The organism is Promicromonospora sp. MEB111, assembly GCF_030209445.1.
Lineage (GTDB): Bacteria > Actinomycetota > Actinomycetes > Actinomycetales > Cellulomonadaceae > Promicromonospora.
Genome location: NZ_JARVSD010000002.1, coordinates 113,350 through 126,382, shown reverse-complemented (window position 1 = coordinate 126,382; position 13,033 = coordinate 113,350). Strand labels below are relative to the sequence as shown.

Below are 13,033 nucleotides of genomic sequence, written 5' to 3'. Positions count from 1 at the left end.
ACACCCGGGATCGAGATGGAGCGTCATGGCCCGCCTGCTGCACCGCCCCGGCACCCCGCCACGCCTGCCCAGGGGGCGGGACCTCGACGCGAGCTTCCGCCCGGCGGCACCCACGCGACCGGCGCGGATCGCGGGCGGGCGGCCCGCGGGCCGGGGCGGCGCCGTGGTGGGGCTGCCCGCCAACCCGTTCGGCTACGCGATGCTCGCCACGCTGGGGGTCGGTGCGGGACTCGCGGTGCTGGGCGCGCTGTCCGCCGTGGCGACGGTGCTCGTCTACGTCGGGCTGGCGCTGTTCCTGGCGCTGGCCCTGGAGCCCGGCATCGAGACCCTGACCGACCGGGGTCTGCCCCGCTGGGTGGCGGCGACGGTGATGGTCGTCGGGTCGCTGGTGGTGATCGCGCTGGTCGTCGTAGCGGTGCTGCCGATCGCCGTCCCGCAGGTCAGCAGCTTCGGCACCCAGCTCGTGGACCTGCTGCGCACACTGCCCGACCAGGCCTGGTACGCGTGGGCGACCAGCAACCTCGGCGCCCTCGACCTGAACGGGCTGCTGTCCTCGCTGACCGACCTGCTCAGCGACCCGCGACAGCTCTCGGCGATCGCCGGCGGCGTGCTGCAGGTCGGCACCGGGCTGATCAACGGCGTCACGGCGGTCATCATCGTCACGGCCCTGACCATCTACTTCGCCCTGACGCTGCCGACCATGGTCGCCGCCGTCCTGCGCCTGGTGCCGCGCTCCCGACGGGAGATGACCGGGTCGCTCCTGGACGAGGTGCTGGACTCCGTGGGCCGGTACGTCTCCGGGCAGCTCATCCTGGCGACCATCAACGCCACGTTCACGCTGGTGCTCACCCTGTTCGCGGGCAGCCCGGCCCCGATCCTGCTCGCCGTCATCGCGTTCGTCGCGGCCCTGATCCCCGTGGTGGGCACGGTCATCGGGTCCATCCTCGTGACGCTCGCGACGCTGACGGTGAGCCCCGTCGCCGCGATCGTCGTCGGGGCGTGCCTGCTGGTCTACATGCAGGTCGAGGCGTACGTCCTGTCCCCGCGCGTGATGAGCCGCGCGGTGTCGATGCCCGGCGTCCTGGTCATCGTCGCGGCCCTGGCGGGCGCGGCGCTCGGCGGCATCCTCGGGGCCCTCGTCGCGGTCCCGGTGGCGGCGGCGGGCCTGCTGGTCATCAAGCGCGTGGTGATCCCGTACCAGGAGATGCGCTAGGCCAGGAGACGCGCTAGCCGAGCACGCCCAGGTGCAGGGCCCGCAGCACGGCGTTGGTCCGGTCCCGCGCCGAGAGCTTGAGCAGGATGGTCGAGACGTGGTTCTTGACCGTGCCCTCGACCAGGGACAGCGCGCCGGAGATCTCGCGGTTCGTGTAGCCCTCGGCCATGAGCCGCAGCACCTCGAGCTCGCGGTCGGTCAGCCGCTGCACCGGCAGCGCGTCGGCGCCGCTCGCCGGCGGCACGGCGCGGATCGCGCGCAGCATCCGGTCCGTGATCGACGGCGCCACGAGGGTCCCGCCGCCGGCCAGCGCGTGCACCGCCCGGGTGAGCTGCTCGACCGTCACGTCCTTGAGCAGGTACCCGCGCGCGCCGGAGCGCAGCGCGTCGAGCACGAGCGTGTCGTCGTCGAACGTGGTGAGCACCAGCACGGGCACGTCGCTGCCCAGCTCCCGCAGCCGGCCCAGGGTCCAGAGGCCGTCGTGGCGCGGCATCCGCAGGTCCAGCAGGATCACGTCGGGTTCGGTCGCGGCGATCACCTCCAGCGCGGCCGCGCCGTCGTCGGCCTCGCCCACCACGTCGACGTCGGCGATCTCCAGGAGGGCCCGGATGCCGTGCCGCACCAGCGTCTGGTCGTCGACGATGACGACGCGGGTCACGTCGGCACCCGCGCCGTGACCCGGAAGCCGTCGGCGCCGTCGAACTCGACGCCGCCGCCCAGGGCCTCGAACCGCTCCGCCAGGCCGCGCAGCCCGTTGCCGGGCACCAGCTCGTGGAACCCGCGGCCGTCGTCCAGCGCGGTCAGGACGACGCCGCCGGGTCCGGCGGCCACCGCGATCCGCAGCGCACGGGCATCGGCGTGCCGCAGGGTGTTGGTGACGATCTCCTGCACGGCACGGACCAGGGCCGCCGTCTGCTCCTCGTCCACCTGCACGTCCGGACCGACGGCGATCGACACGTCCAGGTCCGGCAGGTCGCGCACCACCTGCCGGAACGCCTCGGTCAGGTCCGACGACGCCGTCCGCAGCTCGCCGACCGTCGCCCGGACGTCGGCCAGCAGGTCGCGGGCCACCCGGTTCGCCCGCTCCACGTGGTCGCGGGCCTGCGCGCCGTCCCGGTGCCGCGCCGCCTCCAGCTCCAGGGTGAGCACGGTGAGCTGGTGGCCGATGAGGTCGTGCAGGTCGCGCGAGATCCGCAGCCGCTCCGCCGTCCGCGCGGACTCCGTGAGCAGGGCCGACGCCGCCCGCAGGTCGACGTGCGCCTGGCTGAGCTCGCGGCGCAGGCGCTGCTCGCGGACGAGCGTCATCGAGCTCAGCATCGTCGCGAGCTGGATGAGCAGGTAGAAACCGACACCCACCAGGGCGTCGGCGAGCCCGTCGTCGCGCAGGGTCGCGAGCACGACCAGCACCACGGTGTTCAGCGCCACGACGACGAAGCCCACCCCCAGCGGAGCGACGTAGACGCTCACGCTCGCGATGACGACCAGCAGCACCGGCATGAGGCCGACCTGCGGAGCGGTGAGCACCACGGCCCAGGACGCGACGACGGCAGTCCCGAACATCGTGTGCCGCAGCAGGTCGGCCTTCTCCCGCATCAGGGAGCCCAGCAGGGTCACCATCACGAGGACGAACAGCGCGATCCACCAGCCACGCGGCACGGACGGCGCCGCGTACCCGAACAGCACCGGCCCGGCCAGGGCCAGCGCGACCACGAGCATCGCGAGACCCGACCACTCCTCGGTCCCCAGGCGCCGCATGACAGCCACCCTACGGTCGGCGCGCCCGACCCCGCCCGTGCCGAAAGTCATGGTTCACATCCCTGACCAACGGCACAGGTGCGCGCCCGGGCCCGGCGCCTAGCGTCGTCGGACATGAGCAGCGACACGAACGGGAGCGGCACCGGCGGGCGAGCGCCGGCGATCCTGGCCGAGGGTCTCGTCAAGCGGTACCGCGACAAGGTTGCCGTCGACGACGTCAGCCTGCGGGTCGACGCCGGGGAGGTGCTCGGTGTTCTCGGCACCAACGGCGCGGGCAAGACCACCACGGTCGAGATGATCGCGGGGCTGCGCCGGCCGGACCGGGGGAGCGTCCGCGTGCTGGGCCTCGACCCGCGGCGGGACCGGGCGAAGGTGTGCCAGGTGCTGGGCGTGCAGCTCCAGGCGGCCTACCTGCACGGCGCGCTCACGGTGGCCGAGCTGCTGGACCTGTACCGCAGCTTCTACCCCGACCCGCGCCCGGCTGCCGAGCTCCTCGACCTGGTGGGCCTGGAGGAGCAGCGGCGCGTGCGGTTCGAGAAGCTGTCCGGCGGCCAGCAGCAGCGGGTCTCCATCGCGCTCGCGATGGTGGGCCGGCCGCGAGTCGTGATCCTCGACGAGCTCACGACCGGGCTCGACCCGCTCGCCCGCCGCCGCATGTGGGCGACCGTCGAGCGCCTGCGCGACGAGGGCGTGACGATCGTGCTCGTCAGCCACGCGATGGAGGAGGTCGAACGGCTCTGCGACCGGGTCGCGCTGCTCGACGCCGGCCGGCTGGTCGCCGTCGGACCGCCGGGAGAGCTGACCGCGCGAGCGGGCGCGGACACCCTCGACGACGCGTTCGTCGCCCTCACCGGAAAGCAGCTGGAGGCAGCCGAATGAGCACCATCGCCACCCCTGTCACCGTCCGGCGGCCGGGCCCGAGGGCCTGGCTCACCCTCGTGGTCTGCGAGGCCAAGATGGTCGCGCGGGACACCGCCGGCCTCGTCGTCCCCCTCGGCCTGCCGCTCCTGATCCTCCTGACGAGCGCCCACGCGGCCGGCGACCAGGAGGTGGTCGCCGGGTTCTCCGCCCTGGAGGCGTACGTGCTGCCCCTGGTGCTCACGATGGTCATGGCGACCATCGGCGTCATCAACATGCCGAGCTTCCTGGCCTACTACCGCCACAGCGGCATCCTGCGCCGGCTCGCCGTCACCCCGGCGTCACCCGCGATGGTGCTCGTCGCCCAGGTGATCGTCAGTGTGCTCCAGACGGTCCTCGGGCTGGCGCTCGCCCTCGGCGTGGCGTTCCTCGGCTTCGGTGCGAGCCCGCCCGCGCATCCCGCCACGGCCGTCGGGGTCTACGCCCTCGCGATGGCGGCGATGTACGCCGTCGGGATGATCGTGGCCGCCGTAGCGCCCACGCCCAACTCGGCCGTCGCGATCGGGCTCGTCGGCTTCTTCGCGCTCGGTGCCCTCGGCGGCATGTTCGGCGGCCCCGGCAGCCTGCCCGAGCCGTTCGCCGCCGTCGGCGAACGGCTGCCCTTCGGGGCGGCGGTCCAGGCGCTCGCGGCGGCCTGGGTGGGGGCTCCCGTCGAGCCCGTGCACCTGATCAGCCTGGGCGTGACGGTGGTCGTCGGCTCGGTGACCGCGGCGCTGCTGTTCCGCTGGGGCTGACCGGCGTCAGTCCCCGGCGGCAGGGCCGGGTCCGACGGCGGCCAGGCCGCGCAGCTCGGCGAGCACCGCGCGCTCGATCTGCGTGATGGGCCGGGTCTCGCCCGGCGCGATCCACTGCGTGAAGGCGACGCCGAACACCGTGGCGCCCGACTCCGCCGCGAGGGTGGCCGCCGGCTCCGTGACGCCCCGGGCGCGCAGCGCCTCGCCGACCGTCGCCGCCAGCACCGACAGCTTGTGCCGCTCCCGCTCCTGCAGTGCCGGGTTCTGGTCGATCACGGTCTGCCGCAGCCGGGAGTGCTCGCGGCGCTCGTCCGGGAAGAACTCGGCCGCCGACTCCAGCGCGGCCGCGACCAGCTCCATCGGCGTGGCGTCGTCCGGCGCCGCCGCCATCCCGGCGAGGAACGCGTCGACCAGGAGCTGCTGCCCGTGGAACAGCACCTCGCGCTTGTCGCTGAAGTGCCGGAAGAAGGTGCGTTCGGTCAGGCCGACGGACTGCGCGATCTCCGCGGCCGTCGTCTGCTCGTAGCCCTGGCTCGCGAAGAGGTCCAGCGCGGCGGCCTGCAGTCGTTCGCTCGTCCCGGGCTGCCATCTGACCATGGCTCCAGTCTAGGTGATGACAGAGGCTGACGTCACGCGTATGGTGATGTCTGTGACTGACAACAGTCACTGACATCACTGGAGGTTCACCATGCACGTTTTCGTGACCGGAGCATCCGGCTGGATCGGGTCGGCCGCCGTCGACGAGCTGCTCGCGGACGGCCACGCCGTCACCGCGCTCGCCCGGTCCGACGCGTCCGCGGACGCGCTGGAGGCCAAGGGGGTCCGTGTGCAGCGCGGCGACCTGGACGACCTCGACGGCCTCCGCCGGGGCGCCGACGCCGCCGAGGCGGTGCTGCACCTGGCCAACAAGCACGACTTCTCGAACCCGGCCGCGTCCAACGCCGCCGAGCGGGCCGCCGTGCAGACCTTCGCCGACACCCTCGCCGGCTCGGGCCGGCCGTTCCTCTTCGCGGCGGGTACCGCCGGGCTGGCACAGGGCCGCCCCGCCACCGAGGCGGACGCCTCGTCGGCCCACGGCCCCGGCTCACCGCGCGGCGGCGCCGAGAACCTGGCGCTGGAGTACGTCGACCGCGACGTGCGGGTCGTGAGCCTGCGCTTCTCGCCCACGGTGCACGGGGCGGGCGACCACGGCTTCATCTCGGTGATCGCCGACGCCGCCCGCCGCCACGGTGTGTCCGGCTACCCGGGCGACGGCAGCAACCGCTGGGCCGCCGTGCACCGCTCCGACGCCGCGCGCCTCGTGGCGCTCGGCCTGGCCAAGGCCCCGTCCGGCTCCCGGCTGCACGCCGTGGCCGAGGAAGGGGTCACGAGCCGCGAGATCGCCGAGGCGATCGGAGCGGCCCTCGACCTGCCGGTCGCCTCGATCGCGCCCGACGACGTCGCCGCGCACTTCGGTTGGATCGGCGGGTTCTTCGGCATGGAGGGGTCCGCGACGAGCACCGCGACGCGTGAGCTGCTCGGCTGGACGCCGACGGGCCCGACGCTGGTCGAGGACATCGCGGCCGGCGCCTACTCGACGACGGCCGCGGTCTAGGCCGGGCGCCCGGCGCGAGAAGCCTCAGGCCGCCGGCGTCTCAGCGATGTCCGTGGTGGTCGCCAGCGGGCGGGACGCCTCGACGTCGTCGGACAGGCTCTGCAGGCGTCCCGCAGCCAACCCCAGCGAGTCCGAGCCGAGGAGCTGGTGCAGGGGCGCCTCGCCGGAGGTCGCGACGGTGATGATCGCCGCGGCCGCCTTGGCGGGGTCGCCGAGCTGGGTGCCCGGCATCCCGAGGTGCTGCTCGACCATCTCGCGGACGGCGGGGTAGGCCTCGTTCGTGTCCGACGGCAGGCCGAGCGACACGGGCCGCAGGAAGTCGGTGCGCATGTAGCCGGGCTCGACGAGGTTCACGCGGATCCCGTGGTCCGCCACCTCGGCGGCCAGGGACTCCGTGATCGCCTCCAGCGCGAACTTGCCCGCCGCGTACAGGCTCCAGCCGGGGAACGAGAGCAGGCCGAGGATCGAGGACACGTTGATCACGTGCCCGCCGCGGTGGGCACGGAAGCCCGGCAGCACCGCGCGCAGCACGTTCCAGACGCCGAAGACCTGGACGTCGAACATCGCACGGGCGTCGGCGTCCGAGACCTCCTCGACGGCGGCCAGGTAGCCGTACCCGGCGTTGTTCACGACGACGTCGAGGGTGCCGAAGCGCTCCGTCGTGGCGGCGACGGCCCGGTTCACCTGTTCCTGGTCGGCCAGGTCGACGGGCAGGGCGAGCAGCCGGGAGGTGTCGACGTCGTCGAGCGCGCTCGTCAGGCGCTCGGTGGACCGGGTGGTGGCGGCGACGTTCTCGCCGCGCTCCAGGAGCTGCCGGACGAGCTCGAGGCCGAGCCCGCGAGAGGCGCCGGTGACGAACCAGGTCGCGGGGCGGTCGGTGGGGTAGGACATGGTGGTCTCCTCGGGAGGGTCAGGTCGGCGGGGCGTGCCGACACGTCAAGACTTCCGCCCGGAACCGCGCCGCAGGGCGCCATGTCCGGCCCCCTGCGTCCTGGGTCGCGGCTGACTAGGACGCGGAGGTCCACCCTGACGGGTGCGCCGCGCGAGGCGGCCTGCCCAGAATGGAGGCATGGCCGAGAAGAACACGGAGCTGGCGGACTTCCTGCGTCGCGCACGGAGCCAGGGCGACGCGTCGCGCGCCGGCCTGCCCGCCGACGGCCGGGTGCGCCGCGTGCCCGGCCTGCGCCGCGAGGAGGTCGCGTTCCTGGCCGGCGTCTCGACCGACTACTACGCCCGCCTGGAGCAGGGCCGGCGCATCGTGCCGTCGCCGTCGGTCGTGGACGCCATCGGGCGCGCGCTCGGGCTGGACCAGGCCGGCCGTGCCCACCTGGCCGACCTCATCGGGCTCGGCTCGGGGTCGGTCCAGCCGCGCACCCGTCCCGTCCAGCGGGTCCGCCCCGGGCTGTACCAGCTGCTCGACGCGCTCGGCGACGCGCCCGTGCTCGTTCTGGGCCGCCGCGCCCACGTGCTCGCCCAGAACCGCATGGGCCGGGCCCTGTTCACCGACTTCGAGCGGTTCCCGGCGCCGCGGCGCAACTATGCGCGCTGGATGTTCCTCGACGACGGCGCGCGGTCGCTGTTCGTCGACTGGGAGGAGCAGGCCCGTGCCGCCGTCGAGAACCTGCGGCTGGAGGCGGGGAACGACCCCGCAGACCGGGCCACGGCCGCGCTGATCGCGGAGCTGCGCGAGGCCAGCGACGAGTTCGCCGTCTGGTGGACGGAGCACCGCGTCTACCAGCGCACCTACGGGTCCAAGCGGCTGCGACACCCCGTGGTCGGCGACCTCACCGTCGAGTACGAGACCCTCGCCCTGCCCGGCGACCCCGACACCACGCTGTACGTCTACTCGGCCGAGCCGGGCTCGCCGTCCCAGCGGGCGCTGAGCCTCCTGGCGAGCTGGTCCCTGACGGCCACGCCGGCGGAGCGGTAGGCAGACGGGGTCAACCTTCTTCGAGGCCTAAGTTTCTTCGCTTTGAGGCCGCTCAAAGCGAAGAAACTTAGGCCTCGAAGGGGAGGGGCGCCAGAGGGGCGCCCCCGGGTCTAGCCCAGGTCGCGGACCAGCACCTCCTCGAACACCGCGCTGACCGCCGGCGCCGCCCCGCCGCCCGCGTAGATCCCGATCGCCGGGTCCGTGTCGGCCGGGAGCGTCCACGTGGCCCCGAAGCGCCAGTGGTCACCGTCGCGCGACGTGGCGGAGCGGTAGCGGTGCTCGCCCGTGGTCGGGTCAGTGGTGTGGAACAGCCGCAGGTGCATGGTGTCGGCCACCGGACCGGAGACGAAGCCGCCGAACCGGACGGTGCCGTCGGCCGTGAGCTCCTTGCCGAACTCGACCTGGCGGGTCCGGCCGATCGCCACCGAGCCGAGCCGCAGGAAGTCGTCGTCGCCCGCGTGCACCATGAGGCCCGCCTGCTGGAAGTTGCGCACCGTGTCCTCGCCCAGCGGCAGGCGCACGGTGGCCTCCAGTACGTAGTCGCCCTCGGGAGCGTCGCGCAGCAGCACCGGCGCGTCGTTCCGCGTGCCCACCAGGTCGTGGCCGGTCAGCGGCCAGGTCAGGGCGCCGTCCGTGATGCTGACGGCGGCGGGGGAGTGCTGCCAGCGCCAGCCCGCGTCCAGGGCGCCGTCGAACTCCTCGGCGAACGTGACCGCACCCGCCTGCGGCTCGGCGACGCGCTCGGTCACCGGCTCGTGCGCCGCCACGACGGTCAGGTTGTCGAGCTGCGCCTCGGCGCCGTCGGCCACGAGGCGCACCGGCGCCTTGCGGGGCAGCGGCGTCCGCGGCTCGAGCCGCGCCTCGGCGTCCACGTCACCCAGGCCGCTCGACGACAGCCGGGCCGCGGCCACGCCGTCGCGCACCTCGACGCTCAGCACGTGCCAGGAGGTCAGGTCCGCGTTCGCCGGCAGCGCCGTCCGCACCTTCTGCCGTCCCTGTCCGACGACGAGCTCGCGCTCCTGCGTGTCCAGCCGCACCGACACCCCGGCCGAGCCGGGCCCGCCGACCGTGACCGTGAACGACCCGTCGGCGTCGGGCAGCCGCACGTCCGTCTCGACCCGCACGTCCCGCGGCGCGGGCGCCGTCCGCACGACGGCGGCGTGCCGCCGGTCCGGGACCAGGCGCGCGATCGACCCCGCGTCGCCGGCGCCGTCCGAACCCCGGGCCAGCGTGCCCGTGACGCGCCGCAGCGCGTGCCCCGAAGCGGGGTCGGCGCTGACGATGCCCAGCTCGCTCGCGGCCACCGGCGCGGTCTGCGCGCCCTCGCTCGGGCCCGCCCCGGCGTTGACCACGGGCCAGCCGTCGATCCAGTCGAGCCGGTCGAGCAGCGTGGGCCGGCGGTTCACGCCGCCGGGCTGGTTCAGCCACGCGTTGTCGCGGTCGATGCCGTGGTAGAGCATCCAGTCCTGCCCGGACACGTCGGAGAACACCGCGTGGTGCCCCACGCCGATCCACCGGTTGCCGTTCTGCGCCACGACGAGGGTGCCGCCCACGCGCGACTCGTTCATGCCCACACCCTCGTGGTCGGTGAACGGGCCCAGCGGCGAGCGCGACCGGCCGGTGTAGACGCTGTACCCGGTCACGGGGCCGGAGCAGCAGTTGGCCGACGACCCCATGAGGTAGTACCAGCCGTCCCGCTTGACCACGAACGCGCCCTCGTAGCGGTCCGCCACGGTCACGCGCGTGGGCTCACCCACGGCGCGGGTGCCGGTCTCGTCCAGCTCCGTGACCCAGATGCCGCCGTTGAAGCCGCCGAAGTAGAGGTAGCGGGAGCCGTCGTCGTCGGCGAACAGGGCCGGGTCGATCGTGTTGAGGTACCCGCCGCCCGGTGCGGGACGCGGGTCCAGGACCGGCCCGCCCGAGTCCGTCCACGGCCCCGTCGGGGTGGGCGCCGTCGCGACGCCGATCGTGTAGTCCCACGCGTCGGGGTTCGCCGCCGTGTCCGTGACGGTGTAGTACATGACGTACCGGCCGTCCACGTACCGGATGTCCGGCGCCCAGAAGTAGGACGCCTCCGCGGCCCACGCGGGCCGGTTCTCGCCGTCGAAGACGGTGCCGACGTACTCCCACGTGGCCAGGTCGCGCGACTTCGCCACGTGCATGTTGCCGAACGGGCCGCCCGACACCAGCGGGTCGCTGGTCGCGTACAGGTACCACCAGCCGTCCTTGCCGCGGATCACCGCCGGGTCGGCGTAGGTGTCCGAGAACGGGTCGGTCACGGGGTTGGTATAGGTGGTGCCCGACGGCGGTGGCGCGGCTTCCGCGGGGGCCGCCGCCGCACCTCCGGTACCGGGCAGGGCCACGGCGCTGACGACCAGCGCGAGCGTGGCGAGGGCGGCTACGAACCGTATCTCCATGGGTGATCGTCCCTTCGGGCGGCCGCGCGCCACGTCCTCGATGACGTGGCCGTCGCTCCTTTACAACGGATAACCACGCGCGAAGTTACAACGGATAACCTGCGGTCGGCAAGGGGCTGATCAGTCCAGCGACAGCTCGTAGAACCGCCACAGGTGCTGGAGCTCGCCCGGGATCTCGGAGCCCGGGTAGGGCGTGCGCTCGACGAACCCGCGCGACTCGTAGAGCCGGTGCGCCCCGGTCATGAAGCGGTTGCTGTCCAGCCGCACGGTCCGCGCGCCGAAGTCCGCCCGGGAGCGCTCCAGCAGCCAGTCCAGCATCGCCGAGCCCAGGTGCTCCCCGCGGTGCTCGGGGCGCACGAACATCCGCTTGATCTCGACCACGCCGTCGTCCTGAGCGCGCAGCGCGGCGACGCCGGCGGGTGAACCGTCGACGTCGGCGAGCGCCATCAGCCCGGTGGGCCGGCGGAACGTGTCCAGGTCGGCGCTGGTGTGCCGCGCGTCCAGACCCATCGCGAACCCGTAGGTCTCCTCGAAGGTCGCGAGTGCCCACGTCATGTACTCGGTCATGAGCCGGAGCACGACCGCCTCGTCCTGGTCGGTCGTCTCACGGACCCGGGTTCGTTCCACTGCTCTTCCTCTCGCGACTGCCACGCCGGCGCGGCCCGATCGGGCACGCCGGTGAGAGGCTAACCCCGACCGGTCGTCCGCCCGGCGGATCCTGACAGTGGTCTAGCCTTGTCGGAGCAGTGTCCCGACCCGCACGGAGCGCTGCTCCGCCGGGCCCGCAGGGCGCGGGCGGATCGAGTTCGCGGCCAGGTCAGGGGCTATCAGTGAGGGTGACGTTGCGCGACGTGGCGGAACGCGCCGGGGTCTCGTTCAAGACGGTGTCGAACGTGATCAACGGGCACCCGAACGTGCGGCCGGAGACCCGGGAGCGGGTCCAGACCGCCATCGCGGAGCTGCGGTACCGCCCCAACACGTCGGCCCGCAGCCTGCGCCACGGGCGGGCCGGGTTCCTGGCGATCGCGCTGCCGGAGCTCACGTCGCCCTACTTCGCGGGCCTGGCCTCCGAGCTCGCGGCGGCGGCGCGGGCGGTGGGCCAGTCGGTGCTCATCGAGGAGACGTCGGGCGACCTGGCGGGGGAGCGCGCGGTGCTCGACGGCCTGCCCAGCCACCTGGTCGACGGCGTCTTCTTCAGCCCGCTCGTCACCCCGGCCGCGGAGGTCGTCGAGCGGCGGGACGGCACGCCGCTCGTGCTGCTGGGGGAGTACGGCGAGCCGGCGGGCGTGGACCACGTGGGCGTGGACAACGTGGCTGCGGCCCGGGACGTCACGCGGCACCTCCTGGACCTGGGCCGGCGTCGGATCGCGGGGATCGGTCTGCAGAGCGGCGACGGGACCGGGCGGCTGCGCGGCGAGGGCTACCTGGCGGCGCTCGCCGAGGCGGGCGTGGCCGTGGACCCGGACCTCGTGGTCGAGTGCACCGACTACCACCGGGCCAGCGGCGCCGACGCCGTGGCGCGGCTGCTCTCCCGCGGCGTCGACTTCGACGCCGTGTTCTGCTTCAACGACCTGATGGCCCTGGGCGCGCTGCGCGCCCTGCACGACGGCGGTCTGCGGGTGCCCGACGACGTGGCCGTGGCCGGCTTCGACGGCATCGAGGACGGCCAGTTCTCCGTGCCGTCGCTGACCACCGTGACGCCTGACCTGCCCCGGCTCGCGGCCGAGGCGGTGCGCCTGGTGATGCGGCGCATCGCCGAGCCGGACGCGCCGACCGAGCACGTGGTGGTGCCCCACCGGATCACGGCGCGGGAGAGCACCACCGGCGGCCCGCCCGCGGCGTCGTTCCCGGCCTAGACTCTGTGCCATCCGCCGCGGGTGGTACCGGCCGCGGCGGGAGACCTGCCGGAGCGACGTGAGGATCGAACGATGACCGACGAGTGCACGCATCTGGACCAGGTCGCGGTCCTCGAACCCGAGAACAGGGAGGGCTGCCCCGAGTGCCTCGCCCTCGGCGGCACCTGGGTGCACCTGCGCAGCTGTTTGGTGTGCGGGCAGGTGGGCTGCTGCGACTCCTCCCCGGCCAAGCACGCGACCGCCCACTACAAGGAGTCGGGGCACGTGCTCATGCGCTCCGTCGAGCCGGGCGAGGGCTGGGGCTACTGCTACGCCGACGACGCGATGATCTCGTCGTCCACCCTGGGCACCCACAAGTACTGACGGTACGGTCGGGGTGACCGGTCCCCGTCCTCGGAGGCAACGATGAGATCTGGCCTGATCGTGGCCGGCCTGGTGCTCGTCGCCATCGGCTGCGTGTTCACCGTGCAGGGGCTCGGCTACCTCGCCGGCAGCCCGATGACGGGCGTGACGCTGTGGGCGGTCGTCGAGCCGATCCTCGCCGTGGTCGGGATCGTGCTGATCGTCGGTGCCGTGCGTAGGGGCCGCTCGGGCTGAGCGGCCCGCCGCCCTCGGT

General features: G+C 73.7%; 14 protein-coding genes. 8 read left to right on the top strand and 6 right to left on the bottom strand.

What is annotated here, in order from left to right:
* Positions 1 to 25: 25 nt before the first annotated feature.
* Positions 26 to 1,213: an AI-2E family transporter gene (locus QRN56_RS01800; RefSeq protein ID WP_285100756.1), complete on the top strand. Its 1,188-nt coding sequence runs from the start codon at positions 26 to 28 to the stop codon at positions 1,211 to 1,213.
* A 13-nt stretch (positions 1,214 to 1,226) separates the two neighbouring features.
* Here the strand turns inward: QRN56_RS01800 and QRN56_RS01795 are convergent, their stop codons facing one another.
* Together QRN56_RS01795 and QRN56_RS01790 are read right to left on the bottom strand one after the other, a co-directional pair.
* Positions 1,227 to 1,871: a response regulator gene (locus QRN56_RS01795; protein ID WP_285100755.1), complete on the bottom strand. Its 645-nt coding sequence runs from the start codon at positions 1,869 to 1,871 to the stop codon at positions 1,227 to 1,229.
* Positions 1,868 to 2,968, bottom strand: a complete 1,101-nt coding sequence (locus tag QRN56_RS01790) for a histidine kinase (protein ID WP_285100754.1) — start codon at positions 2,966 to 2,968, stop codon at positions 1,868 to 1,870. The genes QRN56_RS01795 and QRN56_RS01790 overlap by 4 nt, the downstream gene beginning before the upstream one ends.
* A gap of 114 nt (positions 2,969 to 3,082) precedes the next feature.
* Between QRN56_RS01790 and QRN56_RS01785 the strand changes: the two genes are divergently transcribed.
* Positions 3,083 to 3,847 (top strand): ABC transporter ATP-binding protein, encoded by a 765-nt coding sequence (locus tag QRN56_RS01785; protein ID WP_285100753.1) that lies wholly within the window; start codon positions 3,083 to 3,085, stop codon positions 3,845 to 3,847.
* Positions 3,844 to 4,620 carry an ABC transporter permease gene (locus tag QRN56_RS01780; RefSeq protein ID WP_285100752.1) on the top strand — a complete coding sequence of 259 codons (777 nt, stop codon included), beginning with the start codon at positions 3,844 to 3,846 and terminating at the stop codon, positions 4,618 to 4,620. Before QRN56_RS01785 ends, QRN56_RS01780 begins: the two co-directional genes overlap by 4 nt.
* Positions 4,621 to 4,626: 6 nt before the next feature.
* On the opposite strand, the gene QRN56_RS01775 is transcribed toward QRN56_RS01780, so the two are convergent.
* Positions 4,627 to 5,217 carry a TetR/AcrR family transcriptional regulator gene (locus QRN56_RS01775; RefSeq protein WP_285100751.1) on the bottom strand — a complete coding sequence of 197 codons (591 nt, stop codon included), beginning with the start codon at positions 5,215 to 5,217 and terminating at the stop codon, positions 4,627 to 4,629.
* A 103-nt stretch (positions 5,218 to 5,320) separates the two neighbouring features.
* Between QRN56_RS01775 and QRN56_RS01770 the strand changes: the two genes are divergently transcribed.
* Entirely contained in the window at positions 5,321 to 6,214 is an 894-nt protein-coding gene (locus QRN56_RS01770) for an SDR family oxidoreductase (RefSeq protein WP_285100750.1), read from the top strand.
* 24 nt (positions 6,215 to 6,238) lie between these two features.
* Here QRN56_RS01770 and QRN56_RS01765 read toward each other — a convergent pair whose 3' ends face one another.
* Positions 6,239 to 7,105, bottom strand: coding sequence for an SDR family NAD(P)-dependent oxidoreductase (locus QRN56_RS01765; RefSeq protein ID WP_285100749.1), 867 nt, complete (start codon positions 7,103 to 7,105; stop codon positions 6,239 to 6,241).
* Between the two features lie 178 nt (positions 7,106 to 7,283).
* On the opposite strand from QRN56_RS01765, the gene QRN56_RS01760 reads away from it, so the two are divergent.
* Positions 7,284 to 8,144, top strand: a complete 861-nt coding sequence (locus QRN56_RS01760; protein ID WP_285100748.1) for a helix-turn-helix transcriptional regulator — start codon at positions 7,284 to 7,286, stop codon at positions 8,142 to 8,144.
* Positions 8,145 to 8,254: 110 nt separating this feature from the next.
* Here the strand turns inward: QRN56_RS01760 and QRN56_RS01755 are convergent, their stop codons facing one another.
* Together QRN56_RS01755 and QRN56_RS01750 are read right to left on the bottom strand one after the other, a co-directional pair.
* Entirely contained in the window at positions 8,255 to 10,561 is a 2,307-nt protein-coding gene (locus QRN56_RS01755; protein WP_285100747.1) for a glycoside hydrolase family 43 protein, read from the bottom strand.
* A gap of 120 nt (positions 10,562 to 10,681) precedes the next feature.
* A complete protein-coding gene (locus QRN56_RS01750; protein ID WP_285100746.1) occupies positions 10,682 to 11,188 on the bottom strand; it encodes a GNAT family N-acetyltransferase in 507 nt (168 codons plus the stop codon).
* A 203-nt stretch (positions 11,189 to 11,391) separates the two neighbouring features.
* Here QRN56_RS01750 and QRN56_RS01745 point away from each other — a divergent pair, with 203 nt between their 5' ends.
* The 3 genes from QRN56_RS01745 to QRN56_RS01735 all read left to right on the top strand — a co-directional run bounded on the left by QRN56_RS01745 (position 11,392) and on the right by QRN56_RS01735 (position 13,014).
* Entirely contained in the window at positions 11,392 to 12,417 is a 1,026-nt protein-coding gene (locus QRN56_RS01745) for a LacI family DNA-binding transcriptional regulator (protein ID WP_285100745.1), read from the top strand.
* Between the two features lie 72 nt (positions 12,418 to 12,489).
* Positions 12,490 to 12,780 (top strand): UBP-type zinc finger domain-containing protein, encoded by a 291-nt coding sequence (locus QRN56_RS01740; protein ID WP_285100744.1) that lies wholly within the window; start codon positions 12,490 to 12,492, stop codon positions 12,778 to 12,780.
* Positions 12,781 to 12,822: 42 nt separating this feature from the next.
* Entirely contained in the window at positions 12,823 to 13,014 is a 192-nt protein-coding gene (locus QRN56_RS01735) for a hypothetical protein (protein ID WP_285100743.1), read from the top strand.
* Positions 13,015 to 13,033 lie beyond the last annotated feature (19 nt).

Excerpts from the sequence above, each read along its gene's own strand:
- QRN56_RS01775 (WP_285100751.1), bottom strand. The coding sequence starts at position 5,217 with ATGGTCAGATGGCAGCCCGGGACGAGCGAACGACTGCAGGCCGCCGCG.
- QRN56_RS01740 (WP_285100744.1), top strand. The coding sequence starts at position 12,490 with ATGACCGACGAGTGCACGCATCTGGACCAGGTCGCGGTCCTCGAACCC.
- QRN56_RS01765 (WP_285100749.1), bottom strand. The coding sequence starts at position 7,105 with ATGTCCTACCCCACCGACCGCCCCGCGACCTGGTTCGTCACCGGCGCC.
- QRN56_RS01780 (WP_285100752.1), top strand. The coding sequence starts at position 3,844 with ATGAGCACCATCGCCACCCCTGTCACCGTCCGGCGGCCGGGCCCGAGG.
- QRN56_RS01800 (WP_285100756.1), top strand. The coding sequence starts at position 26 with ATGGCCCGCCTGCTGCACCGCCCCGGCACCCCGCCACGCCTGCCCAGG.
- QRN56_RS01735 (WP_285100743.1), top strand. The coding sequence starts at position 12,823 with ATGAGATCTGGCCTGATCGTGGCCGGCCTGGTGCTCGTCGCCATCGGC.
- QRN56_RS01760 (WP_285100748.1), top strand. The coding sequence starts at position 7,284 with ATGGCCGAGAAGAACACGGAGCTGGCGGACTTCCTGCGTCGCGCACGG.
- QRN56_RS01790 (WP_285100754.1), bottom strand. The coding sequence starts at position 2,968 with ATGCGGCGCCTGGGGACCGAGGAGTGGTCGGGTCTCGCGATGCTCGTG.
- QRN56_RS01785 (WP_285100753.1), top strand. The coding sequence starts at position 3,083 with ATGAGCAGCGACACGAACGGGAGCGGCACCGGCGGGCGAGCGCCGGCG.
- QRN56_RS01755 (WP_285100747.1), bottom strand. The coding sequence starts at position 10,561 with ATGGAGATACGGTTCGTAGCCGCCCTCGCCACGCTCGCGCTGGTCGTC.